We start from the raw sequence: 23,322 nt of genomic DNA, 5'->3' as shown, positions 1-23,322 counted from the left end.
GAATCAATAAAGACAAGGTACGCAGACGCATTGAGAAAGAAAACTTAAGCTTTAAGTCTTAGTTTTACCTTAGTGTAAAACTTTCATTTATTCGCGCCTGAAGAATATTCTGTAATAAAGTCTTTTTCTGCATCAGATTAATCCCAATAAAATATTTCTAATGAAAAAAAGGCGAGCTAAAGGCGGAGATGATGATTTTTTGCGCGGGACGTTAAAAAGCGACGGGCAGAAAAAGGGTAAAAAAAAGGCCGCGTGAGCGGCCTTGTTTATTAGTGATGCTCAACCGGATGGCTGTGCTCAACATCATCATTCTTACGGCTGAAGCGGCGGCGAACCACCACGAAGAACACCGGAACGAAGAAGATAGCCAGGATGGTAGCGGTCACCATCCCGCCCATAACGCCAGTACCGACGGCGTTCTGCGCGCCGGAACCTGCGCCCGAGCTAATAACCAGCGGCATAACGCCGAGGATAAACGCCAGCGAGGTCATCAGGATAGGACGCAGACGCATACGTACGGCTTCAAGCGTCGCCTCTATCAGGCCTTTACCTTCTTTCTCCATCAGGTCCTTGGCGAATTCCACAATCAATATGGCGTTCTTCGCCGACAGGCCAATGGTAGTCAGCAGACCCACCTGGAAGTAAACGTCGTTGTTAAGCCCGCGCAGTGAGGCTGCCAGCAGCGCGCCGATAACCCCGAGCGGGACCACCAGCATGACCGAGAACGGAATCGACCAGCTCTCATACAGCGCCGCCAGACACAGGAACACCACGATAAGCGAAATCGCGTACAGCGCCGGCGCCTGGTTGCCGGACAGACGTTCCTGATAGGACATGCCCGTCCAGTCGTAGCCGATGCCGGTCGGCAGCTTGCTGGCAAGCTGTTCCATCATCGCCATCGCTTCACCGGTACTCTTACCTTGCACCGCCTGGCCCTGAATCTGCATGGACGGCAGACCGTTATAACGCTCCAGACGCGGCGAACCGTATTCCCAGTGAGAGGTCGAGAAGGCGGAGAATGGCACCATCTGTCCGTCTGAGCCGCGCACATACCAGTTGTTGATATCGCCCGGCAGCATACGGTATTGCGCCAGCGACATGACATACACCTTCTTCACGCGACCGCGGTCGATGAAGTCGTTGACGTAGCTGCCGCCCCACGCAGAAGCGAGCGTGGTGTTGATATCGCTGATAGAAACGCCCAGCGCCTGCGCTTTTTCCTGGTCGATATCGATTTTGAACTGCGGCGTATCTTCCAGGCCGTTCGGACGCACCTGCGAGAGGAGATCCGGGTGTTGAGCCGCTTCGCCCAGCAACTGGTTACGGGCCTGCGTCAGCTTGTCATGGCCGAGGTTACCCTGGTCGATAAGCTCGAAGTCAAAGCCGGTCGCCGTACCGAGTTCCACAATCGCCGGCAGGTTAAAGGCGAACACCATCGCATCTTTAATCTGCGAGAAGCGGGCCATCGCACGTCCGGTAATCGCCGGGACTTTGTTTTCCGCACCCGAACGCTCATCCCAGTTTTTCAGCGAGACGAACGCCAGACCGGTGTTCTGGCCGCGGCCGGAGAAGCCAAAGCCGTTAACGGTAAAGACGGAGTTAACGTTGGCTTTCTCCTGGGTGAGGTAGTAGTTGGTTACCTCATCCAGCACCTTCTGGGTACGCTCCTGCGTCGCGCCAGCCGGTAGCTGCGCCATCGTCAGGAAGACGCCCTGGTCCTCTTCCGGCAGGAACGAGCTCGGCAGACGGATAAACAGGAACGCCATCGCCACGACGATCAGCAGATAGAGCAGCAGATAACGACCGGTACTGCGCAGAATGTTGCCTACGCTGTCGGTGTAATGGTGCGTGCTCTTGTCGAACATGCGGTTAAACCAGCCGAAGAAGCCTTTTTTGCCTTCGCCGTGATCGCCTTTCGCGACAGGTTTGAGCATGGTGGCGCACAGGGCTGGCGTCAGGATCAACGCCACGATAACGGACAGCACCATCGCGGAAACGATAGTAATGGAGAACTGACGGTAAATCGCACCGGTCGAGCCGCCAAAGAATGCCATCGGGATAAATACGGCCGAGAGCACCAGCGCGATACCGACCAGCGCGCCTTGAATCTGACCCATCGATTTGCGGGTCGCTTCTTTGGGCGGCAGGCCTTCTTCGACCATGACGCGCTCGACGTTCTCCACGACTACGATGGCGTCATCCACCAGCAGGCCGATGGCGAGCACCATCCCGAACATCGTGAGGGTGTTTATCGAGTAGCCGAAGGCCGCCAGTATCGCAAAGGTACCGAGCAAGACGACCGGCACCGCAATGGTCGGGATAAGCGTCGCGCGGAAGTTCTGGAGGAAGAGATACATCACCAGGAACACCAGCACGATCGCTTCAACCAGCGTTTTCACCACTTCGAAAATAGAGATTTTTACGAACGGCGTGGTGTCATACGGGTAAACCACTTTCAGACCGCTCGGGAAGAACGGCTCAAGACCGGCAATGGTCTTACGCACGGCTTCCGCGGTATCCAGCGCGTTTGCGCCGGTCGCGAGTTTGATACCCAGACCTGCCGCCGGCTGGCCGTTGTAGCGCGCGATAATGTCATAGTTCTCGCCGCCGAGCTCAACCTTCGCCACGTCTCGCAGCAGCACGCGCGAACCATCCTGATTCACTTTCAGCAGAATTTTGCTGAACTCCTCGGCGGACGTCAGACGGGTCTGCGCGATAATCGAGGCGTTCAGCTGCTGGCCTTTCACCGGCGGCGTACCGCCAAGCTGACCGGCTGCCACCTGGGCGTTCTGCGCTTTAATGGCGCTGATCACATCCACAGGCGTTAACTGGAAGTTGTTCAGTTTGTTCGGGTCGAGCCAGATACGCATCGCGTACTGGGAACCGAAGAGCTGCACGTCGCCAACGCCCGTCGTACGGCTGATCGGATCTTTAATGTTCGCGCCCGCGTAGTCCGCGATATCTTCCTGCTTCATCGAACCATCGGTGTTGATAAGGCCCAACACCATCAGGAACGAGCTGGAGGATTTCTCGACGCTCACGCCTTGCTGCTGCACTTCCTGCGGCAGGAGCGGCATGGCGAGCTGCAGTTTGTTCTGCACCTGCACCTGCGCGATATCCGCGTCAGTGCCGGATTCGAACGTCAGCGTGATCTGCACCGTCCCCGAGGAGTCGCTGGTGGAGGACATGTACATCAGGCCATCGATACCGTTCATGTTCTGTTCGATAACCTGCGTCACGGTATCCTGCACCGTTTTCGCATCCGCGCCCGGGTAGGTCGCGTTAATCGTCACCGCTGGCGGCGCAATCGACGGATATTGCGCCACGGGCAGTTTCATAATGGACAAGCCACCTGCCAGCATGATGATGATGGCGATCACCCACGCGAAGATGGGGCGATCGATAAAAAACTTAGCCATGTTTTAACGGCTCCTGTTAACTCAAGACTGCGGTTGCTGTGACTGCGTCTGACCAGCGGCGCCGGATTGCTTCTGTTGCTGCTGGTTATCAGTCACTTCCTGCGCTTTGACCTGCGCGCCCGGGCGAACCTTCTGCAACCCGGAGATAATCACGCGATCGCCGGCTTTAACGCCGTCCGTCACGACCCACTTATCGCCCATCGCCTGGCCGACCGTCACCGGACGCACTTCCACCTTGTCGCCTTCGCCGACCACCATCACGGTCGCATCGCCGCGCGGGGTACGGGTTACGCCCTGTTGCGGCACCAGAATCGCGGTCGGGTTAACCCCTTCTTCGAGACGGGCGCGGACAAACATGCCCGGCAGCAGCGTGTGGTCAGGGTTCGGGAAAATCGCGCGCAGCGTAATGGAGCCCGTGGTCTGATCTACGGTCACATCGGAGAACTCCAGCGTGCCGTCCTGCGGATATTTCAGGCCGTCAGCCGTCGAGAGCGTCACTTTCGCTTTCCCGTTTTCCTGCTTCAGTTGGCCGCTCGCCAGCTCCTGCTTGAGGCGCAGGAAATCGTTGCTGGACTGGGTCACGTCAACATAGATAGGGTCAAGCTGCTGCACGACCGCGAGCGCCGTGGTCTGGCCGTTCTGCACCAGCGCGCCTTCGGTCACGTTCGATTTGCCGATACGACCGCTGATAGGGGAGGTCACTTTGGTGTACGCGAGGTTGATACGCGCGGTTTCTACCGCCGCTTTCGCTGCCACAACGGCGGCGTTAGCCTGCTGGGCTTCCGCCTGCGCATTGTCATAATCCTGCTTACTGATGTACTGCGTGCCGAGCAGTTTCTGATAACGGCTAAGCGTCACCTGCGCGATATTTGCGCTGGCCTGGGCTTTCGCCAGATCGCCTTTCGCACTTTCGTAAGAGGCCTGGTAAGGCGCCGGGTCGATTTGATAAAGCGACACGCCCGCTTTGATTTCGCTGCCTTCTTCAAAATTACGCTTGAGAATAATGCCGCTGACCTGGGGCCGAACTTCCGCCACACGATAAGCGAGGGTGCGCCCCGGAAGTTCAGTTGTGATTTGCAGAGGTTCGCTTTTCAGCGTCACCACACCCACTTCGGGCGCCTGGGGCGCTTGTTGCTGAGCCTGTTCACCGTCACATCCTGTAAGCGCAAAGCTGCCTGAGAGCATCAGAACGACCGCCAGAGGCGTGAACCCTCTGTTTTTGTTCATATCTAAACCTCGAGTGTTCGATTCCAAAAAATGACCAATGGATCAAATGTCCGCAAACCCATTGCTGCGTTTATAGTGTCGTCATGCTATGGTACATACATACAAAAATGTATGTAAGTCTGACTCCTGTAAATTCACCGACCTATGGCACGAAAAACCAAACAGCAGGCCCTGGAGACGCGTCAACACATTCTGAATGTGGCGATTCGCTTGTTCTCGCAACAGGGTGTGTCAGCCACGTCGCTGGCGGACATCGCCCAGGCGGCGGGCGTAACGCGAGGCGCCATTTACTGGCATTTCAGGAACAAGTCGGATTTATTTAGCGAAATCTGGGAATCATCAGAGGCCAGCATTGGCGATCTTGAAAATGAGTATCGGGCAAAATTCCCAGACGATCCACTCTCTGTATTACGGGAGATTCTCGTTTATATACTTGAAGCTACAGTGACAGAAGAGCGTCGTCGCCTGATGATGGAAATAATTTATCACAAATGTGAGTTTGTTGGTGAAATGGCGATTGTGCAACAGGCGCATCGCAGTTTGTGCTTCCAGAGTTACGACCGCATTGAACAGGCGCTGACGCAGTGTATCCAGACCGGCATGCTGCCGGAAAATCTGCAAACCCGCCGTGCCGCTATTCTGATGCGCAGCTATATTTCCGGGCTGGTGGAGAACTGGCTTTTCGCGCCGCAGACGTTTGATCTTAAAAAAGAGGCGCGCGAACTGGTGGCAATTTTGCTGGAGATGTATCAGTTCTGCCCCACTCTGCGTCGCGCGCCTGACGCCGCGCCAGCCGTTGACCCACTCTGAAATTATCTTAAAGCCCGGCGGGCCGCTATTCCAGGCGCAAGAGCCGTGGTATTCTCAGCGCCGTTCCAGTATCCCCGCAGGCATTCCGCGTGCGGTCAGGCCATGACGTCATTCAAATGATTATGCAGCACACTACCCTTTCGCGGCGCCTGGCGTCCGCTGTTTTCTTTGTCTTTCTGCTGATCTTCAGCGCGCTTTCGCCTGTCACGGCGCAGGCGGCGCCTGCGAGCGGCGATCTCCCGACACGCGCTGAGGTGCAGTCGCAGCTCGACGCGCTCGGCAAGCAAAAAAACCACTCCGCACAGGATAAACTGGCGATCGAAGATTTAACGGCGACGCTTGAGACGCTGGATAAAATCGACCGCATCAAACAAGAAACGGTGCAGTTGCGCCAGCAGGTGTTGCAGGCGCCGGAGAAAATGCGCCAGGCCAGCGAAAGTCTCAGCGCGCTGCAAAATCAGGACAGCGACGAGGTTGTGCGCCAGACGCTGAAAAACCTGTCCCTGCGCCAGCTGGAGTCGCGGGTCACGTCCGTACTTGACGACCTGCAAACCGCCCAGAACGATCTGGCGACGTTCAACAGCCAGCTGGTGTCGCTACAGACCCAGCCGGAACGCGTCCAGAACGCGATGTACAACGCCTCGCAACAGCTTCAGCAGATCCGCAACCGCCTGAACGGCACCGCGCCTGGCGAAGAGGCGCTACGCCCGTCGCAACAAACGCTGCTGCTCGCGCAGCAGGCGTTGCTGAACGCCCAGATTGAACAGCAGCGCAAAAGTCTCGAAGGCAACACGGTATTGCAGGATGCGCTCCAGAAACAGCGCGACTACACCACTACACACATTAACCGTCTGGAGCATCAGTTGCAGCTGTTGCAGGAAGCGGTCAACAGCAAACGCCTGACGTTAACCGAGAAAACGGCGCAGGAGGCGATTGCGCCGGAAGACGCTTCCAGCATTCAGAACAACCCGCTGGTGCGCCAGGAACTGGAGATCAACCATCAGCTCAGCAAGCGCCTGATCGACGCCACCCAGAATGGCAACACGCTGGTGCAGCAGAATATCCGGGTGAAGAACTGGCTTGATCGGGCCTTGCAGTCGGAGCGCAATCTTAAAGAGCAGATCTCCGTGCTGAAAGGCAGTCTGCTGCTGTCGCGCATTTTATACCAGCAACAGCAGACGCTGCCTTCCGCCGATGAACTGGAAGATATGACCAACCGCATCGCGGATCTGCGTCTCGAACAGTTTGAGGTGAACCAGCAGCGCGACGCGCTGTTCCAGAACGACGCGTTTGTCGCGAAGCTGGAAGAAGGGCATAAGAGCGACATCAACGATGACGTGCACGACGCGCTGTTGCAGGTGGTCGATATGCGCCGCGAGCTGCTGGATCAGCTCAACAAACAGCTCGGCAACCAGCTGATGATGGCGATTAACCTGCAAATCAACCAGCAGCAGTTAATGAGCGTCAGCACCAGTCTTGAGGAGATGCTGACCCAACAGATTTTCTGGGTTAACAGCAATAAACCGATGGACTGGGAGTGGGTGAAAGCCTTCCCGCAGGCGCTGCACGATCAGTTAAAGTCGATGAAAATCACGTTAAACTGGGAGAAAGCCTGGCCCGCGATGCTGAAAGGGTTGCTGGCGGGGTTGCCGCTGCTGTTGATCGCCGGGCTTATCCGCTGGCGCTTCGGCTGGATGCGTCAGTACCTTAATAAGCTGGCAGGCGAAGTCGGCCAGTTGCGTAATGACAGCCAGTTGCATACGCCAAAAGCGATTCTGATAAACCTCATCCGCGCGCTGCCGGTCTGCCTGATTATTCTGGCGGTGGGGCTCATTCTGTATGTCATGCAACTGAACATCAGCGACCTGCTCTGGGCGTTCAGTAAAGAGCTGGCGGTGTTCTGGCTGGTGTTCGGCCTCTGCTGGCGCGTGCTGGAAAAAGACGGCATGGCGGTAAGCCACTTCAATATGCCTGCGACCCTGACCAGCCACTGGCGTCGTCAGATTGTGCGGGTCAGCCTGGCGCTGCTTCCGCTGCTGTTCTGGTCGGTACTGGCGGAGCTGTCGCCGCTGCATCTCATGGATGACGTGCTCGGCCAGAGCATGATTTTCCTCAATCTGCTGTTGATCAGCGCCCTGGTATGGCCGATGTGTCGCGACAGCTGGCGCGATAAAGAGTCGCACACCATGCGGCTGGTCACGGTCACGGTGCTGTCCATCGTGCCGGTAGCGCTGCTGGTGCTGACCGCGACGGGCTATTTCTATACCACGCTGCGCCTCGCCGGGCGCTGGATAGATACCGTGTATCTGGTGATTATCTGGAACCTGCTCTATCAGACCGTGCTGCGCGGCCTGAGCGTCGCGGCGCGCCGGATTGCGTATCGTCGCGCGGTCGCGCGTCGCCAGAATATGGTGAAAGAGGGCGCCGAAGGGGCCGAGCCGGTGGAGGAAACCTCGCTGGCGCTCGATCAGGTGAACCAGCAGACCTTGCGTATCACCATGCTGGTGATGTTCGCGCTGTTCGGCGTGGTGTTCTGGGCTATCTGGTCCGACTTAATCACCGTCTTCGCTTATCTCGACAGCATTGTGCTGTGGCACTACAACGGCACCGAAGCCGGGGCGGCGGTCACAAAGAACGTGACGCTCGGCAGTATTCTGTTTGCCGTCGTGGCGTTTATGGTCGCCTGGGCGCTTATCCGCAACCTGCCAGGCCTGCTGGAAGTGCTGGTGCTCTCACGCCTGAAAATGCGCCAGGGCGCGTCGTACGCCATTACTACTATCCTGAACTACGTGATTATCGCGGCGGGCGCCATGACGGTGTTCGGCTCGCTCGGGGTGTCGTGGGATAAATTGCAATGGCTGGCGGCGGCGCTGTCGGTTGGTCTCGGTTTCGGCTTACAGGAGATTTTCGGTAACTTCGTCTCCGGTCTGATTATCCTGTTTGAACGTCCGGTACGTATCGGCGATACCGTCACCATCGGCACGTTCTCAGGCACGGTCAGCAAAATCCGCATTCGCGCCACGACCATCACGGACTTTGACCGCAAAGAAGTGATTATCCCGAACAAAGCGTTTGTGACGGAGCGTCTGATCAACTGGTCGCTGACCGACACCATCACTCGCGTGGTGATCCGCATTGGCGTGGCGTATGGATCGGATCTCGACAAAGTGCGCGAGATCCTGCTGAAAGCGGCGATGGATCACCCGAAAGTGATGCACGATCCAGAACCGGCGGTATTCTTTACCACCTTTGGTGCCAGCTCGCTGGATCATGAACTGCGTCTTTATGTGCGCGAATTGCGTGACCGCAGCTATACCGTGGACGAACTAAACCGCACTATCGACAGACTGTGCCGCGAAAATAACATCGATATCGCCTTTAACCAGCTGGAAGTACATCTGCATAACAATAACGGCGAGACGCATACCGAAGTGAAGCGCGATTTACGCAATGACGACGACGGCGAGGCGAACGCCGCCAAAGCCTGACGCCGGTAATCGCCCTTCCTCCCGCGCGGGGGAGGGGCGATTACTTTTCGGTTTCGCTAAGCTTGCGAAGATAGTCGTTACGCACAATCTCCAGCGCCGCCAGCACCGTTTGCGGCGGGATCTCATGATTCTCCAGCAGCATAATCAAATCGACCGCGAGCTTGACCTCATCAGGGGCTTGTTCCAGCGACATCATTTCTCTCCTTTATGATTTATTCAGCGCGTGATGCGCTCCAGCGCGCGCTCGGTGCGGGCGATCGCGGTGCGACAGCGCGCCAGACGCTCGTTAAGCGCGTCGATTTCACGCGCCAGTTGCGGGTCATGATTTTCGGCGCATCGCCGCTCGCGCCCGGTTTTCATCGCCAGCAGGCGCCGTTCATATTCCTGATACTCCGCAAGCCTTGCATGCAGCCGCCCGCCCGGCAAATGCGCGTTCTCATGACGGCGCAGCGTGGCCGTCGCCGCTTCACGCTGTAATGCCTCGATTTGTGCCGCGAGCCGCTCCGCCAGCCACGCCACGCGCGCCGCATCGCCCTGAGTCACGGCCGCTTCAAGGTGCGCGAGGCTCTCTTCGGCTTCCGCCAGATAATCGCCGAGCCGCGCCCCGCTGCACGAAAACAGCTGGCGGTCGAAGCGCGGCGAAAAATGGCGCTGCGACGCCAGCGGTTCGATAAGCTCGCGCAGCGTGGCGAGGCGGGTCTTCAGCGATTGTAATAATAGGGGGGTTCTCATTTTACTCCGGGCGTCTGGCCATGCGCGCTGTGCTACAGTAACTCACCTGCTTTCGCGAGTACGATTATGCAAAGGACTATATTACTCATCCTGGGGTGGCTGGCGGTAGTGCTGGCGACGCTGGGCGTGGTGTTGCCGCTTCTGCCGACGACGCCGTTTCTGCTATTGGCCGCCTGGTGTTTTGCGCGCTCGTCGCCGCGTTTTCACCACTGGCTGCTCTACCGCTCCTGGTTTGGCGGCTATCTTCGCCACTGGCATCAGCACCGCGCGATGCCGCCGGGCGCAAAGCCGCGCGCGATTTTATTTATTCTCGCCACTTTCGCTATCTCACTGTGGCTGGTCAAGATTTTCTGGGTGCGTATTCTGCTGTTATTTATTCTTTCCGGGCTGCTGATTTTCATGTGGCGCATCCCGGTGGTTGATGAAAAACAACAAAACAGGTAAAGCCTGCCCGCAGTGGTTGCATTTACCGCGCGCAGCCAGTAAATTCGAGCGTTTTCGAGTACAGGGGCCGTTGATTAAAGGGTGAACAAAATCGCCTTTCAGTCGTGTCCGGCAACCTGTGAGTAATACCGTTTTTATCAGGCATACATCCATGACCGCAACTGCGCAGCAGCTTGAATATCTTAAAAATAGCATCAAAAGCATTCAGGATTACCCGAAGCCGGGCATTCTCTTTCGTGACGTCACCAGCCTGCTGGAAGACCCCAAAGCCTATGCGCTGAGCATCGAACTGTTAGTGGAGCGCTATAAAAACGCGGGCATCACGAAGGTTGTCGGCACCGAAGCGCGTGGTTTCCTGTTCGGCGCGCCGGTCGCGCTGGCGCTGGGTGTGGGTTTTGTCCCGGTGCGCAAGCCGCGTAAGCTGCCGCGTGAAACGATCGCTGAAAGCTACGAGCTGGAGTACGGCACCGATCAACTGGAGATCCACGTTGACGCGATCAAGCCTGGCGATAAAGTGCTGGTGGTTGACGATCTGCTGGCGACCGGCGGCACCATTGAAGCCACCGTGAAGCTTATCCGTCGTCTGGGCGGCGACGTGACCGACGCGGCGTTCATCATTAATCTGTTCGACATCGGCGGCGAAGCGCGTCTCAACAAGCAGGGCATTACCTGCTACAGCCTCGTGCCGTTCCCGGGCCATTGATCTTCCTTCCCGGCAGCCTCGCCCATCGGGTGGGGCTGTGTTAGCATTACCCCTTCAGAATCCACCACTCAAGCGTTTCAGAGCCTGCCCATGAGTTATCAGGTCTTAGCCCGAAAATGGCGCCCACAAACCTTTGCTGACGTCGTCGGCCAGGAGCATGTGCTCACCGCCCTGGCGAACGGTTTATCGCTGGGCCGAATTCACCACGCCTACCTGTTTTCCGGTACGCGCGGCGTCGGCAAGACTTCTATCGCCCGTCTTCTGGCGAAGGGGCTGAACTGTGAAACCGGCATCACCGCCACCCCGTGCGGCGTGTGCGACAACTGCCGTGAAATCGAGCAGGGGCGTTTCGTCGATCTGATTGAGATTGACGCCGCCTCGCGCACCAAAGTGGAAGATACCCGCGATCTGCTGGATAACGTCCAGTACGCGCCAGCCCGCGGCCGCTTTAAAGTCTACCTTATTGATGAAGTCCACATGCTGTCGCGCCACAGCTTCAACGCGCTGTTGAAAACGCTGGAAGAGCCGCCCGCGCATGTGAAATTCCTGCTGGCGACCACCGATCCGCAAAAGCTGCCGGTGACTATCCTCTCCCGCTGCCTGCAGTTCCATCTGCGGGCGCTGGATCCGGATCAAATTCGCCAGCAGCTTGAGCATGTCCTGACGCAGGAAGGCATCGCGCATGAGCCGCGCGCGCTGCAACTGCTGGCCCGCGCCGCCGATGGCAGTCTGCGCGACGCCCTGAGCCTGACCGATCAGGCCATCGCCAGCGGCGACGGGCAGGTGACCACCCAGGCGGTGGGCGCCATGCTCGGCACGCTTGATGACGATCAGGCGTTGAGCCTCATTGAAGCGCTGGTCGCCGCCGACGGCGAGCGCGTGATGCAACAGATTAACGACGCTGCCGCGCGCGGCGTCGAATGGGAGGCGCTGCTGGTCGAGATGCTCGGCCTGCTGCACCGCGTCGCGATGGTTCAGCTGTCGCCTTCCGCGCTTGGCGCGGATATGGCCCCGCTGGAGCCGCGCCTGCGCGAACTGGCCCGCGCCGTGCCGCCGGGCGATATCCAGCTCTATTACCAGACGCTGCTTATCGGGCGTAAAGAGCTGCCGTGGGCGCCGGAGCGCAGGATGGGCGTGGAAATGACCATGCTGCGCGCGCTGGCATTCCACCCGCGGGCGCCGCTGCCGGAGCCGGATCGCGAGGTACAGCCTGCCGCGGTGCTGCCGGTTGTGCATGCGCCAGAGGCCCCTTCAACGCCGTCGTATCAGGCGCCGTCGGCACCCGCTTCGTCACCCGTTTCTCAACCGCTGCCCGACGCCACCAGCCAGCTTCTACAGGCGCGCAGTCAGTTGCAGCGCGCTCAGGGAGCGGCCAAAACAAAAAAGAATGAACCGGCAGCGCCAGCCACAGCGCGGCCGGTGAATAACAGCGCGCTGGAGCGGCTGGCGTCCGTTACCGAGCGCGTGCAGTCCCGGCCCGCGGCGGTGAAAGACGAAGCCCCGGCCAAAAAAGAGGCGTATCGCTGGAAAGCGAAAAACATTGTGCCGCAGGCGCAGCAGGCACCCGTCGCCACGCCGCGGGCGCTGAAAAAAGCGCTGGAGCACGAGAAGACGCCGGAGCTTGCCGCGAAACTCGCTGAAGAGGCGATTACGCGTGACGAATGGGCCGCCGAGGTCAGCCGTTTGCAGGTGCCGAAGCTGGTCGAACAGGTCGCGCTGAACGCGTGGAAAGAGCAGGACGGGCAGCATATCCGCCTGCATCTGCGCCCGTCGCAGCGCCACCTTAACTCGGCGTCGGCGCAGAAAACGCTCGCCGACGCGCTGGGCGTTTTGTACGGCGCGCCGGTTGAACTGACTATCATTGAAGATGATAATCTGGCGCACCGGACGCCGCTGGAATGGCGGCAGGCGATTTACGAAGAGAAGCTCGCCCAGGCGAGAGAAGCGATTATCGCGGATACCAATATCCAGACGCTGCGTCGTTTCTTCGATGCGGATCTGGATGAAGAGAGTATTCGCCCCCTTTGACAGGCAGTGCCGCTGCCTGTTGTAACCCATGGCCTCGCTGTCGGCACTGCCGTCAGCGACCTGAAGCAAAAGAGAGAAGCTTATGTTTGGTGGTAAAGGCGGTCTGGGCAACCTGATGAAACAGGCCCAGCAGATGCAGGAAAAAATGCAGAAGATGCAGGAAGAAATCGCCCAGCTGGAAGTGACGGGTGAATCTGGCGCGGGCCTCGTTAAAGTGACCATCAACGGCGCGCATAACTGCCGTCGCGTGGAAATCGATCCGAGCCTGCTCGAAGACGATAAAGAGATGCTGGAAGATCTGGTCGCAGCCGCGTTTAACGACGCCGCTCGCCGCATTGAAGAGACGCAGAAAGAAAAAATGGCGTCTGTGTCTTCCGGTATGCAACTGCCGCCAGGCTTTAAAATGCCGTTCTGATGCACCCCGGACGGCAGGCCCCGCCTGTCGTCCTGCTTGTTGTTTTACTCCCCACCGCCACGACTTCCCGCCAGGCATCATCTCTGAACTATCCTGTAACTAAGCAGGTTTAGGGTGCGTGCATAAAGGCGCAAATGGTAATCTACACGCTTTGTTCGTTGTTAAGGAATTTCATTCATGCAGACCAGTCCTCTGCTGACTCAACTGATGGAAGCGCTGCGCTGCCTGCCGGGTGTCGGCCCGAAATCGGCGCAGCGCATGGCGTTTACGCTGCTGCAACGCGATCGCAGCGGCGGGATGCGCCTTGCTCAGGCGCTAACCCGCGCCATGTCGGAAATCGGTCACTGCGCCGACTGCCGCACCTTCACTGAGCAGGAAAAATGTAATATCTGCACCAATCCGCGCCGTCAGGAAAACGGACAGATCTGCGTGGTGGAAAGCCCGGCGGATATCCACGCCATCGAGCAGACCGGCCAGTTCTCCGGCCGCTACTTCGTGCTGATGGGCCATCTTTCGCCACTCGACGGTATCGGCCCGGACGATATCGGCCTTGACCGTCTGGAGCAGCGTCTGGAAGCGGAACCCTTAAAAGAGATTATTCTCGCCACCAACCCGACGGTGGAAGGCGAGGCGACCGCGAACTACATCGCCGAGCTCTGCGGCCAGTATGGCGTTGACGCAAGCCGCATCGCGCACGGCGTGCCGGTGGGCGGCGAGCTGGAGATGGTGGATGGCACGACGCTGTCGCACTCGCTGGCCGGACGCCATAAGATGACATTTTAAGCTTTACAGCCAGATATTCCTGAAAGCCGCATTGCGCGGCTTTTAACCAGTCAGCGTTTGTCGTTTTTTCCTGCCGCTTGAAAAATTTCCCCACTATCCCCATCTCTCCCTCAACCGTTTTTGTTCACTGTGGCCTGTTTTGTTGAGGTATCACCATTATGAAAGGACAAGAGACCCGTGGTTTTCAGTCAGAGGTAAAACAGCTTCTGCACCTGATGATCCATTCTCTCTATTCAAATAAAGAGATTTTCCTGCGTGAGCTTATCTCCAACGCCTCGGATGCGGCGGACAAACTGCGCTTCCGTGCGCTCTCCAGCCCCGATCTCTATGAAGGCGACGGCGATCTGCGCGTGCGCGTGTCGTTTGATAAAGACAACCGCACCCTGACCATCGCCGATAACGGCATCGGCATGACGCGCGATGAAGTCATCGACCATCTCGGCACCATCGCGAAATCGGGCACCAAAGCGTTTCTTGAATCGATGGGCTCTGACCAGGCGAAAGACAGCCAGCTTATCGGTCAGTTCGGCGTGGGCTTCTACTCCGCGTTTATCGTGGCGGATAAAGTGACCGTGCGCACCCGTGCCGCAGGCGTGAGCGCCGATGAGGCCGTGTTCTGGGAATCCGAAGGCGAAGGCGAATACACCGTTGCGGATATCACCAAAGCGGATCGCGGCACCGAAATCACGCTGCACCTGCGCGAAGGCGAAGACGAGTTCTTAAACGACTGGCGCGTGCGCTCGATCATCAGCAAATACTCCGACCATATCGCGCTGCCGGTAGAGATTGAAACCCGCGAGGAGAAAGACGGCGAAACCATCGTCTCCTGGGAGAAAATCAACAAGGCGCAGGCGCTGTGGACCCGCAGCAAAGGCGAGATCAGCGATGACGAGTACAAAGAGTTCTACAAACACATCGCCCATGATTTCACCGATCCGCTGACCTGGAGCCACAACCGTGTGGAAGGGAAGCAGGAGTACACCAGCCTGCTGTATATCCCGTCCCAGGCGCCGTGGGATATGTGGAACCGCGATCATAAACACGGGCTGAAACTCTATGTGCAGCGTGTGTTCATCATGGATGACGCGGAACAGTTTATGCCGAACTACCTGCGCTTCGTGCGCGGCCTGATTGACTCCAACGATCTGCCGCTCAACGTGTCGCGCGAGATCCTTCAGGACAGCACCATCACCCGCAACCTGCGCAGCGCGCTGACCAAACGCGTGTTGCAGATGCTGGACAAACTGGCTAAAGACGACGCTGAGAAATACCAGACCTTCTGGAAACAGTTCGGCCTGGTGCTGAAAGAAGGCCCGGCGGAGGACAGCGCCAACCAGGAAGCGATTGCGAAGCTGCTGCGTTTCGCCTCCACGCATACCGATTCCGCCGCGCAGACCGTTGCGTTGACAGAGTATGTCTCCCGCATGAAAGAAGGGCAGGAGAAGATCTACTACATCACCGCCGACAGCTACGCGGCCGCGAAGAGCAGCCCGCATCTGGAGCTGCTGCGTAAGAAAGGCATCGAAGTGCTGCTGCTTTCCGATCGCATCGACGAATGGATGATGAGCTATCTCACCGAGTTCGACGGCAAAGCGTTCCAGTCTGTGGCGAAAGCCGACGAATCGCTGGAAAAACTGGCGGATGAAGTCGATGAAAGCGCTAAAGAAGCGGAAAAAGCGCTGGAGCCGTTCGTGGATCGTGTGAAAACCCTGCTGGGCGATCGCGTGAAAGATGTGCGTCTGACGCACCGTCTGACCGACACCCCGGCGATTGTCACCACCGACAACGACGAAATGAGCACGCAGATGGCGAAACTCTTCGCTGCGGCGGGCCAGGCGGTGCCGGACGTGAAATACATCTTTGAAATCAACCCGGATCATCAACTGGTGAAACGCACCGCCGATACCCAGGATGAGGCGCAGTTTAAAGAGTGGGTTGAGCTGCTGCTCGATCAGGCGCTGTTCGCCGAGCGCGGTACGCTGGAGGATCCTAACCAGTTTATCCGCCGTATGAACCAGCTGCTGGTCTCCTGACAGCACGTTGAGGCGTTTTGTTAAGGTGGGTGCGCTTCGCTTACCCACCCTACAACCAGGGCGCTGTATTAGCGTAGGGCGGGTAAGCGTCAGCGCACCCGCCGTCGCGAAAACGCTTACAACCCGACCCATCACTCTCAAAAAGGCGGACACACGCACACGTGTCCGCCTTTTTTATGCCCCGAACCCGGTTTTCTGCACGCAACGCCGCGGTGAAACCATTCACCATCCGCCGCGTTTGTTGTCGGGATAGCGCCTTTAATGGTATGGTTTTCGCTTCAATCACGTCGTGAAAATGCAAACGTATGGAGAATTACGCAATGCGTATTATTCTGCTCGGCGCTCCGGGCGCAGGAAAGGGGACTCAGGCACAATTCATCATGGAGAAATACGGCATTCCGCAAATCTCCACGGGTGACATGCTTCGCGCCGCAGTGAAATCTGGCTCTGAGCTGGGTAAACAGGCTAAAGACATCATGGACGCCGGCAAGCTGGTTACCGACGAGCTGGTGATTGCTCTGGTTAAAGAGCGTATCGCTCAGGAAGATTGCCGTAACGGTTTCCTGCTGGACGGTTTCCCGCGCACCATTCCTCAGGCGGACGCCATGAAGGAAGCGGGCATCAACGTTGACTACGTGCTGGAATTCGACGTACCGGATGAACTGATTGTCGATCGTATCGTTGGCCGTCGCGTTCACGCGGCTTCCGGTCGCGTTTACCACATCAAATTCAATCCGCCGAAAGTGGAAGGCAAAGACGACGTGACCGGTGAAGAACTGACCACCCGTAAAGACGATCAGGAAGAAACCGTGCGTAAGCGTCTGGTGGAATACCATGAGATGACCGAGCCGCTGATCGGCTACTACCGCAAAGAAGCGGAAGCGGGCAACACTCGTTACGCCAAAGTCGACGGCACCAAAGCCGTCAGCGACGTGCGCGCCGAACTGGAAAAAATCCTCGGCTAAGCCGTAGTTGCATGACCGACGCCGGGCTCAGCCCGGCGTTTTGCTTTCTGCGCCTCACATCCTTGCCGCCTGCGCCTTAAATTTTCCTGCCTGACGGCGTATAACGTCTGCGGAACAACACACAGGGAAAACCGCATGTTCAGACAGACTCCGCTCCTGGATGAGTCCACCGCCCGGCTGATTGTCCGGCGCGCCATGAGCATCATCGACTACCCGGTTAACGTCATGGACAGCCACGGCGTCATTATCGCCTCCGGCGATCCGCAGCGTCTGATGGAGCGTCACGAAGGGGCGCTGCTGGCGCTCGCCGAAAGTCGCGTCGTGGAAATAGACGCCGCCACCGCGCGCCATCTGAAGGGCGTGCGTCCGGGCATTAATCTGCCGTTCTGTTTTCGCCAGCGCCAGATTGGCGTTATTGGCATTTCCGGCGAGCCGTCGCAGGTGCGCGCCTGCGGCGAACTGGTGAAAATGGCCGCTGAGCTGATGGTCGAGCAGGCGGCGCTCCTTGAACAGAATCAGTGGGAGAAGCGCTACCGGGAGGAGCTTACGCTACAGCTGCTCGCGGGCGGCGGCGATCCTGAGGCGCGCGAATCCATGGCCGCGTGGCTTGGCGTCGCGCTCTCCGTGCCGCGCATCGCCTGGATAATCGAACTGCGCGACGGCAATCCGCAACAGATGCGCGAACTGCTGGCGGAACTTGAGCGCGAGGCGCGTGACGCGCTGTTCGCCATGACCGGTTTTAGCGAAATGGTCATGCTGCGCCCGGCGAGCATGGAGAACGGCCAGTGGAGCCCGCACCAGGAACGGCAGCAGGCGCAGCGGCTGCACGCGCTCTGGCAGGGGCGGTTTAACGTGCGGTTGATCCTCGGCGGCTTTTATCCCGGCGACGCGGGGCCGTCCCGTTCGCTGCGCGCGGCGCGGGCCACGCAGTCGATGGCGCGCCGCCTTAAGCTTCGCCACAAAACGCTGGTTTATGATGAAAACCCGCTGGCGGCATTGCTGTGCGATCTCGGCGACGACTGGCGCGCCGACGAGCTGGGCGCACCCTGGCGCAGGCTTGCGGAGCACGATGAAAAAGGCGTGCTGCGCCAGACGCTGCGCCACTATTTTTCCCGAAACTGTGAGCAGGCGCAGACGGCCAGCGCGCTGCATATTCATGTCAATACCCTGCGCTACCGGTTACAGCGTATCGAGGCCATCACCGGCCTGAAAATCAACCAGTTATCTGACTGTCTCCAGCTCTACGTCGGGATGCTGACGCAGCCATAATTTGTAGAAATCCACAAAGGCGGGCGGGCGGCGGCGCGCTTTCTTTGTGGGTTTCGCTCAGGCTTTCCCCTCTGCGCGACGCTATGTTGTCCTGACCCTTACCTCAAAGAGAAAACAATAATGACAACGGTATCCACTCTCGGCGCGCTGACGGCGTTGGTCGTCGCGATTGTTTTGATTCTGCGTAAAGTGCCCCCGGCTTACGGCATGCTGGCGGGGGCGCTGGCGGGCGGTCTGGTTGGCGGCGCGGATCTGGTTCACACGGTCAGCCTGATGATTGAAGGCGCGCAGGGCATTACCAATGCGGTGCTGCGCATTCTGGCGGCGGGCGTGCTGGCGGGCGTGCTGATTGAATCCGGCGCGGCGCACACCATCGCGGAGACCATCGTGCGCAAAGTGGGCGAGAAGCGCAGCCTGCTGGCGCTCGCCATCGCGACGCTAATCCTGACGGCGGTCGGCGTATTTATCGACGTGGCGGTGATCACCGTCGCCCCTATCGCGCTGTCCATAGCCCAGCGCGCGGGCATCTCGCGTATCGCTATCCTGCTTGCCATGATTGGCGGCGGCAAAGCGGGCAACGTGATGTCGCCAAACCCGAATACCATCGCCGCGGCGGATAACTTCCATGTACCGCTGACCTCCGTGATGCTGGCGGGCGTTATTCCGGGGCTGTTCGGCCTGGCGATGGCCTGTTTTCTGGCGAACCGCTTAAGCAATAAGGGCAGCCGGGTCACCGCGCAAGAGTTGCCGGTGCAGGATACCGGCCCGCGGCCTGGCTTCGCCGCAGCCATCAGCGCGCCGCTGGTGGCGATTGTGCTGCTGTCGCTGCGCCCCATCGCGGGCATCGCCGTCGACCCGCTAATCGCGCTCCCGGCGGGCGGTCTTGCGGGCGCGCTGCTCATGGGACGTCTGCGCCAGTGCAACACGTTTATGGTTTCCGGTTTAACCCGTATGGCGCCAGTCGCCATCATGCTGCTCGGCACCGGGGCGCTGGCGGGCATCATCGCCAACTCGGGGCTTAAAGATGTGCTTATCGACACGCTGACCCATACCGGGCTGCCCGCATGGCTGCTGGCGCCGCTCTCCGGCACGCTCATGTCGATGGCGACGGCGTCCACTACCGCAGGCACCGCCGTGGCGTCCGCGGTCTTCAGCCATACGCTGCTGGAGCTTGGCGTCAGCGGCATTGCGGGGGCGGCGATGATCCACGCGGGCGCGACCGTGCTCGATCACCTGCCGCACGGCAGCTTTTTCCACGCGACCGGCGGCAGCGTCGGGATGACCGTGCATGAACGTCTTAAACTCTTACCGTATGAAACGCTGGTGGGCTTCACCATTGCCACCATTTCTGCGCTGATGTTCGGCGTACTGGGTGTTGCTGCTTAAGGACTACATCATGACAACCCTGAAAAAAATCGTTATCGCACCGGATTCATTTAAGGAAAGCCTGAGCGCAATGGATGTCGCGAAGGCTATCGAAGCGGGCTTTCGTGACATTTACCCGCAGGCGAGCTATGTCTGCGTGCCGATGGCGGATGGCGGCGAAGGTACCGTCGAGGCGATGGTCGCCGCGACCGGCGGGCGGATTATCACCACACCTGTCACCGCGCCGCTTGGCAATCAGGTGGACGGTTTCTTTGGCCTGCTGGGCGACGGCGAAACGGCGGTGGTCGAAATGGCGGCGGCGTCCGGCCTGCATCTGGTGCCGAACGCGCAGCGCGATCCGCGCATCACGACCAGTTTCGGCACCGGCGAGCTTATTCTCGCGGCGCTGGAGCAGGGCGTGAAGGCGATTATCATCGGCATCGGCGGCAGCGCCACCAATGACGGCGGCGCGGGCATGATGCAGGCGCTGGGCGCGCGGTTTCTTGACGGCGAAGGACGTGAGCTGAAACCCGGCGGCGCGGCGCTTGCCGGGCTGGAACGCCTCGATCTCTCGGCGCTCGACCCGCGCCTGGCGCAGGTCAGCGTGACCGTCGCCTGCGATGTCGATAACCCGCTGTGCGGCGAAAAGGGCGCGTCGGCGGTGTTCGGCCCGCAGAAAGGCGCGACGCCTGAGATGGTGCCGGCGCTGGATGCCGCGCTGAAGCGCTTTGGCGAGCTCCTCGAAGCCGCCACGGGCAAAACCATCATCAGCGCGCCGGGCGCGGGGGCCGCGGGCGGTATGGGCGCCGCGCTGCTCGGTATGCTCAACGCGCAGCTGCGCCCCGGCATTGAGATTGTTATCGAATCATTAGGGCTCGCGCAGGCGGTGCGCGACGCCGATCTGGTGATTACCGGCGAAGGGCGGCTCGACAGTCAGAGCATCCACGGCAAAACACCCATTGGCGTGGCGCGCGTGGCGAAGCAGTTTCAGCGCCCGGTGGTCGCGATTGCAGGAAGCCTGACGCCCGATTATCACATCGTGCATGAACATGGCATCGACGCGGCGTTTTCAGTGATTGATCGCATCGTGACGCTTCAGGAAGCGCTGGATGACGCCGAACGCAATCTGCGTGTGACCGCGCGCAATGTCGCCGCGCTCTGGCGTCTGGCGGAAAACCGTCGCTAGCGCCTTTTGCTGTTATCGGTTCCGGTGAATAACTTTTACGTTACAATGATTTTCATTCGCAGCGGTGCGCCTGAGGGTTTCAGTCGCGCCGTCCGCGCCGGACATCAATGAGGAACCGTGATGCAGTCAGTAAAAAGCGGCGTTTTATTAGTCAATCTCGGCACCCCGCAGGCGCCAACGTCAGCTGCCGTAAAACGTTATTTAAAACAGTTTTTGAGCGACCGGCGCGTCGTGGACGTACCGCGCGTGATCTGGTGGCCGTTGCTGCGCGGCGTCATTCTGCCGCTGCGTTCGCCGCGCGTGGCGAAACTCTATAAGTCCGTCTGGATGGAAGAGGGCTCGCCGCTGATGGTCTACAGCCGTCGCCAGGAAAAAGCGCTGAGCGCGGCGCTCGGCGATGTACCGGTGGCGCTCGGTATGAGCTACGGCCAGCCGTCGCTCGACAGCGCCGTGCAAAAGCTGCTCGACCAACATGTCGATCACATCATCGTGCTCGCGCTCTATCCGCAATACTCCTGCTCCACCGTGGCGGCGGTATGGGACGAGCTGGCGCGGATTACCACCCGGTATCGCAAGCTGCCGTCCATGACGCTTATCCGCGATTACGCCTGCGAACCGGCTTACATCAGCGCGCTGGCGCAGTCTGTGCAGCGCTCGTTTGAGAAACATGGCGAGCCGGATCTGCTGCTGCTCTCTTACCACGGCATTCCGCAGCGCTACGCCAATGAAGGCGACGACTACCCGCAGCGCTGCCGCGACACCACCCGCGAGCTGGTGTCGGCGCTCGGCATCGCGCCGGAAAAAGTGATGATGACTTTCCAGTCGCGCTTTGGCCGCGAGCCGTGGCTGACGCCGTATACCGACGAAACCATGAAGATGCTTGGCGAGAAAGGCGTGAAGCATATCCAGGTGATGTGTCCGGGCTTCTCGTCAGATTGTCTGGAAACGCTGGAAGAGATTGCTGAGCAGAACCGCGAGATTTTCATTGAGGCAGGCGGTGAGAAGTTTGAATACATTCCGGCACTTAATGACGATCCGGCGCATATCGCGATGATGAAGGAACTGGTCGACCGTTACCGCTGATCGCGCGCGGGGCGGGGAGTGTGCTACCATTCCCCGCCTGATTAGCCACCTGCACGCAATACCATGAAATTTCCCGGCAAACGTAAGTCCAAACACTATTTTCCCGTCAGCGCCCGCGATCCGCTCCTGCAACAAATTCAACCTGAATCCGACGTCAGCGCCTCCTGGGTGGTGGGTATCGACCAGACGCTGGTGGATATCGAAGCCCGCGTGGATGACGCGTTTATTGAACGCTACGGCCTGAGCCTCGGCCATTCGCTGGTGATTGAAGACGACGTCGCCGAAGCGCTCTATCAGGAGCTGGTGCGTGAAAATCTGATCACCCATCAGTTTGCCGGCGGCACCATTGGCAACACCATGCACAATTACTCCGTGCTGGCGGATGACCGCTCGGTGCTGCTGGGCGTGATGTGTAATAACGTGCAGATTGGCAGCTACGCCTACCGTTATCTCTGCAACACCTCAAGCCGTACCGATCTGAACTATCTTCAGGGCGTTGACGGCGCGATTGGCCGCTGCTTCACGCTGATAAGCGAGCAGGGCGAGCGCACCTTCGCCATCAGCCCGGGCCAGATGAACCAGTTGCGCCCGGAAAGCATTCCGGAAGCGGTGATTGCCGGCGCGTCGGCGCTGGTGCTGACTTCGTATCTGGTGCGCTGCAAACCCGGCGAGCCGATGCCGGACGCCACCATGACCGCCATTCGTTACGCCAAAAAGCACAACGTGCCGGTGGTGCTGACGCTTGGCACCAAATATGTGATTGCCGATAACCCGCAGTGGTGGCGCGATTTCCTGAAAGAGCACGTGTCGATTCTGGCGATGAACGAAGAAGAGGGCGAAGCGCTGACGGGCGAAAGCGATCCGCTGCTGGCGTCTGACAAAGCGCTCGACTGGGTGGATCTGGTGCTTTGCACCGCCGGGCCGGTCGGGCTCTATATGGCGGGCTTTACCGAAGAGGAAAGTAAGCGCAAAACCCAGCATCCGCTGTTGCCGGGCGCGATCGCGGAGTTCAACCAGTATGAATTCAGCCGCGCCATGCGCTTTAAAGATTGCGAAAAGCCGCTGCGTATTTTCTCCCATATCGCGCCATACATGGGCGGGCCGGAGAAGATAATGAACACCAACGGCGCCGGTGACGGTGCGCTGGCGGCGCTGCTGCATGATATTACCGCCAATAATTATCACCGCACCAACGTGCCGAATTCCAGCAAGCATAAATACACCTGGCTGACCTATTCGTCGCTGGCGCAGGTGTGTAAATACGCGAACCGCGTGAGTTATCAGGTCCTGAACCAGCATTCGCCGCGTCTGACGCGTGGCCTGCCGGAGCGCGAAGATAGCCTGGAAGAGGCGTACTGGGAGCGATAACCGT

The 23,322-nt window shown here is 59.0% G+C and carries 18 protein-coding genes and 1 other annotated feature; of the genes, 14 read left to right on the top strand and 4 right to left on the bottom strand.

From position 1 onward, the window contains the following. Positions 1-269: 269 nt before the first annotated feature. Both acrB and acrA read right to left on the bottom strand, forming a co-directional pair. On the bottom strand, positions 270-3,419 hold the full coding sequence (gene acrB, locus AB8W27_RS15460; RefSeq protein ID WP_012815580.1) for a multidrug efflux RND transporter permease subunit AcrB: 3,150 nt from the start codon (positions 3,417-3,419) through the stop codon (positions 270-272). 21 nt (positions 3,420-3,440) lie between these two features. Further along, positions 3,441-4,646, bottom strand: a complete 1,206-nt coding sequence (gene acrA, locus AB8W27_RS15455) for a multidrug efflux RND transporter periplasmic adaptor subunit AcrA (protein WP_041923274.1) — start codon at positions 4,644-4,646, stop codon at positions 3,441-3,443. Positions 4,647-4,790: 144 nt separating this feature from the next. Between acrA and acrR the strand changes: the two genes are divergently transcribed. Beyond that, positions 4,791-5,456, top strand: coding sequence for a multidrug efflux transporter transcriptional repressor AcrR (acrR, locus tag AB8W27_RS15450; RefSeq protein ID WP_012815582.1), 666 nt, complete (start codon positions 4,791-4,793; stop codon positions 5,454-5,456). Positions 5,457-5,572: 116 nt separating this feature from the next. Then, on the top strand, positions 5,573-8,944 hold the full coding sequence (gene mscK, locus AB8W27_RS15445) for a mechanosensitive channel MscK (protein ID WP_282913948.1): 3,372 nt from the start codon (positions 5,573-5,575) through the stop codon (positions 8,942-8,944). Between the two features lie 40 nt (positions 8,945-8,984). Here the strand turns inward: mscK and rsmS are convergent, their stop codons facing one another. After that, complete coding sequence (gene rsmS, locus AB8W27_RS15440) at positions 8,985-9,137, bottom strand: pleiotropic regulatory protein RsmS (protein WP_007706164.1); 153 nt, start codon at positions 9,135-9,137, stop codon at positions 8,985-8,987. Between the two features lie 23 nt (positions 9,138-9,160). Further along, on the bottom strand, positions 9,161-9,676 hold the full coding sequence (priC, locus tag AB8W27_RS15435; protein WP_012815584.1) for a primosomal replication protein PriC: 516 nt from the start codon (positions 9,674-9,676) through the stop codon (positions 9,161-9,163). 66 nt (positions 9,677-9,742) lie between these two features. Here priC and AB8W27_RS15430 point away from each other — a divergent pair, with 66 nt between their 5' ends. From AB8W27_RS15430 to AB8W27_RS15375, 12 genes are all read left to right on the top strand, one after another. Beyond that, positions 9,743-10,120 carry a DUF454 family protein gene (locus tag AB8W27_RS15430; protein ID WP_007767545.1) on the top strand — a complete coding sequence of 126 codons (378 nt, stop codon included), beginning with the start codon at positions 9,743-9,745 and terminating at the stop codon, positions 10,118-10,120. A 151-nt stretch (positions 10,121-10,271) separates the two neighbouring features. Further along, positions 10,272-10,823, top strand: coding sequence for an adenine phosphoribosyltransferase (apt, locus tag AB8W27_RS15425; protein WP_041923275.1), 552 nt, complete (start codon positions 10,272-10,274; stop codon positions 10,821-10,823). A 90-nt stretch (positions 10,824-10,913) separates the two neighbouring features. Beyond that, complete coding sequence (gene dnaX, locus AB8W27_RS15420; RefSeq protein ID WP_041923276.1) at positions 10,914-12,851, top strand: DNA polymerase III subunit gamma/tau; 1,938 nt, start codon at positions 10,914-10,916, stop codon at positions 12,849-12,851. Beyond that, positions 12,184-12,248 (top strand) — a sequence feature (DnaX frameshifting element). It overlaps the preceding gene by 65 nt. Positions 12,852-12,933: 82 nt before the next feature. Further along, a complete protein-coding gene (locus tag AB8W27_RS15415) occupies positions 12,934-13,266 on the top strand; it encodes a YbaB/EbfC family nucleoid-associated protein (protein ID WP_004386900.1) in 333 nt (110 codons plus the stop codon). A gap of 177 nt (positions 13,267-13,443) precedes the next feature. Then, on the top strand, positions 13,444-14,049 hold the full coding sequence (gene recR, locus AB8W27_RS15410) for a recombination mediator RecR (protein WP_007767660.1): 606 nt from the start codon (positions 13,444-13,446) through the stop codon (positions 14,047-14,049). A gap of 158 nt (positions 14,050-14,207) precedes the next feature. Continuing rightward, positions 14,208-16,082 carry a molecular chaperone HtpG gene (gene htpG / locus AB8W27_RS15405; protein ID WP_012815588.1) on the top strand — a complete coding sequence of 625 codons (1,875 nt, stop codon included), beginning with the start codon at positions 14,208-14,210 and terminating at the stop codon, positions 16,080-16,082. A 320-nt stretch (positions 16,083-16,402) separates the two neighbouring features. Further along, positions 16,403-17,047 carry an adenylate kinase gene (adk, locus tag AB8W27_RS15400; protein WP_007767760.1) on the top strand — a complete coding sequence of 215 codons (645 nt, stop codon included), beginning with the start codon at positions 16,403-16,405 and terminating at the stop codon, positions 17,045-17,047. A 135-nt stretch (positions 17,048-17,182) separates the two neighbouring features. Beyond that, the gene (locus AB8W27_RS15395) at positions 17,183-18,316 is read left to right on the top strand and encodes a sugar diacid recognition domain-containing protein (RefSeq protein WP_012815590.1); all 1,134 of its coding nucleotides are present in this window, start codon (positions 17,183-17,185) and stop codon (positions 18,314-18,316) included. A 120-nt stretch (positions 18,317-18,436) separates the two neighbouring features. Then, positions 18,437-19,702, top strand: a complete 1,266-nt coding sequence (locus tag AB8W27_RS15390; RefSeq protein WP_041923277.1) for a GntP family permease — start codon at positions 18,437-18,439, stop codon at positions 19,700-19,702. Between the two features lie 10 nt (positions 19,703-19,712). Then, positions 19,713-20,867, top strand: coding sequence for a glycerate kinase (locus AB8W27_RS15385; protein ID WP_041923278.1), 1,155 nt, complete (start codon positions 19,713-19,715; stop codon positions 20,865-20,867). Positions 20,868-20,987: 120 nt separating this feature from the next. Beyond that, positions 20,988-21,950: a ferrochelatase gene (gene hemH, locus AB8W27_RS15380; RefSeq protein WP_007767784.1), complete on the top strand. Its 963-nt coding sequence runs from the start codon at positions 20,988-20,990 to the stop codon at positions 21,948-21,950. Between the two features lie 63 nt (positions 21,951-22,013). Then, positions 22,014-23,318 (top strand): inosine/guanosine kinase, encoded by a 1,305-nt coding sequence (locus AB8W27_RS15375; RefSeq protein ID WP_007767785.1) that lies wholly within the window; start codon positions 22,014-22,016, stop codon positions 23,316-23,318. Positions 23,319-23,322 lie beyond the last annotated feature (4 nt).

Source organism: Cronobacter turicensis, from assembly GCF_041222865.1.
GTDB classification, from domain to species: domain Bacteria; phylum Pseudomonadota; class Gammaproteobacteria; order Enterobacterales; family Enterobacteriaceae; genus Cronobacter; species Cronobacter turicensis.
Note: the sequence above shows the minus strand (reverse complement) of the source record. Positions and strands in the feature narration are given on the sequence as shown.

What these genes read in the sequence shown, in the direction of transcription:
- AB8W27_RS15385 (WP_041923278.1), top strand. Translation starts at nt 19,713, where the DNA reads ATGACAACCCTGAAAAAAATCGTTATCGCACCGGATTCATTTAAGGAA.
- dnaX (WP_041923276.1), top strand. Translation starts at nt 10,914, where the DNA reads ATGAGTTATCAGGTCTTAGCCCGAAAATGGCGCCCACAAACCTTTGCT.
- AB8W27_RS15430 (WP_007767545.1), top strand. Translation starts at nt 9,743, where the DNA reads ATGCAAAGGACTATATTACTCATCCTGGGGTGGCTGGCGGTAGTGCTG.
- mscK (WP_282913948.1), top strand. Translation starts at nt 5,573, where the DNA reads ATGATTATGCAGCACACTACCCTTTCGCGGCGCCTGGCGTCCGCTGTT.
- AB8W27_RS15390 (WP_041923277.1), top strand. Translation starts at nt 18,437, where the DNA reads ATGACAACGGTATCCACTCTCGGCGCGCTGACGGCGTTGGTCGTCGCG.
- AB8W27_RS15395 (WP_012815590.1), top strand. Translation starts at nt 17,183, where the DNA reads ATGTTCAGACAGACTCCGCTCCTGGATGAGTCCACCGCCCGGCTGATT.
- AB8W27_RS15375 (WP_007767785.1), top strand. Translation starts at nt 22,014, where the DNA reads ATGAAATTTCCCGGCAAACGTAAGTCCAAACACTATTTTCCCGTCAGC.
- apt (WP_041923275.1), top strand. Translation starts at nt 10,272, where the DNA reads ATGACCGCAACTGCGCAGCAGCTTGAATATCTTAAAAATAGCATCAAA.
- acrA (WP_041923274.1), bottom strand. Translation starts at nt 4,646, where the DNA reads ATGAACAAAAACAGAGGGTTCACGCCTCTGGCGGTCGTTCTGATGCTC.
- rsmS (WP_007706164.1), bottom strand. Translation starts at nt 9,137, where the DNA reads ATGTCGCTGGAACAAGCCCCTGATGAGGTCAAGCTCGCGGTCGATTTG.
- AB8W27_RS15415 (WP_004386900.1), top strand. Translation starts at nt 12,934, where the DNA reads ATGTTTGGTGGTAAAGGCGGTCTGGGCAACCTGATGAAACAGGCCCAG.
- acrR (WP_012815582.1), top strand. Translation starts at nt 4,791, where the DNA reads ATGGCACGAAAAACCAAACAGCAGGCCCTGGAGACGCGTCAACACATT.
- acrB (WP_012815580.1), bottom strand. Translation starts at nt 3,419, where the DNA reads ATGGCTAAGTTTTTTATCGATCGCCCCATCTTCGCGTGGGTGATCGCC.
- adk (WP_007767760.1), top strand. Translation starts at nt 16,403, where the DNA reads ATGCGTATTATTCTGCTCGGCGCTCCGGGCGCAGGAAAGGGGACTCAG.
- recR (WP_007767660.1), top strand. Translation starts at nt 13,444, where the DNA reads ATGCAGACCAGTCCTCTGCTGACTCAACTGATGGAAGCGCTGCGCTGC.
- htpG (WP_012815588.1), top strand. Translation starts at nt 14,208, where the DNA reads ATGAAAGGACAAGAGACCCGTGGTTTTCAGTCAGAGGTAAAACAGCTT.
- priC (WP_012815584.1), bottom strand. Translation starts at nt 9,676, where the DNA reads ATGAGAACCCCCCTATTATTACAATCGCTGAAGACCCGCCTCGCCACG.
- hemH (WP_007767784.1), top strand. Translation starts at nt 20,988, where the DNA reads ATGCAGTCAGTAAAAAGCGGCGTTTTATTAGTCAATCTCGGCACCCCG.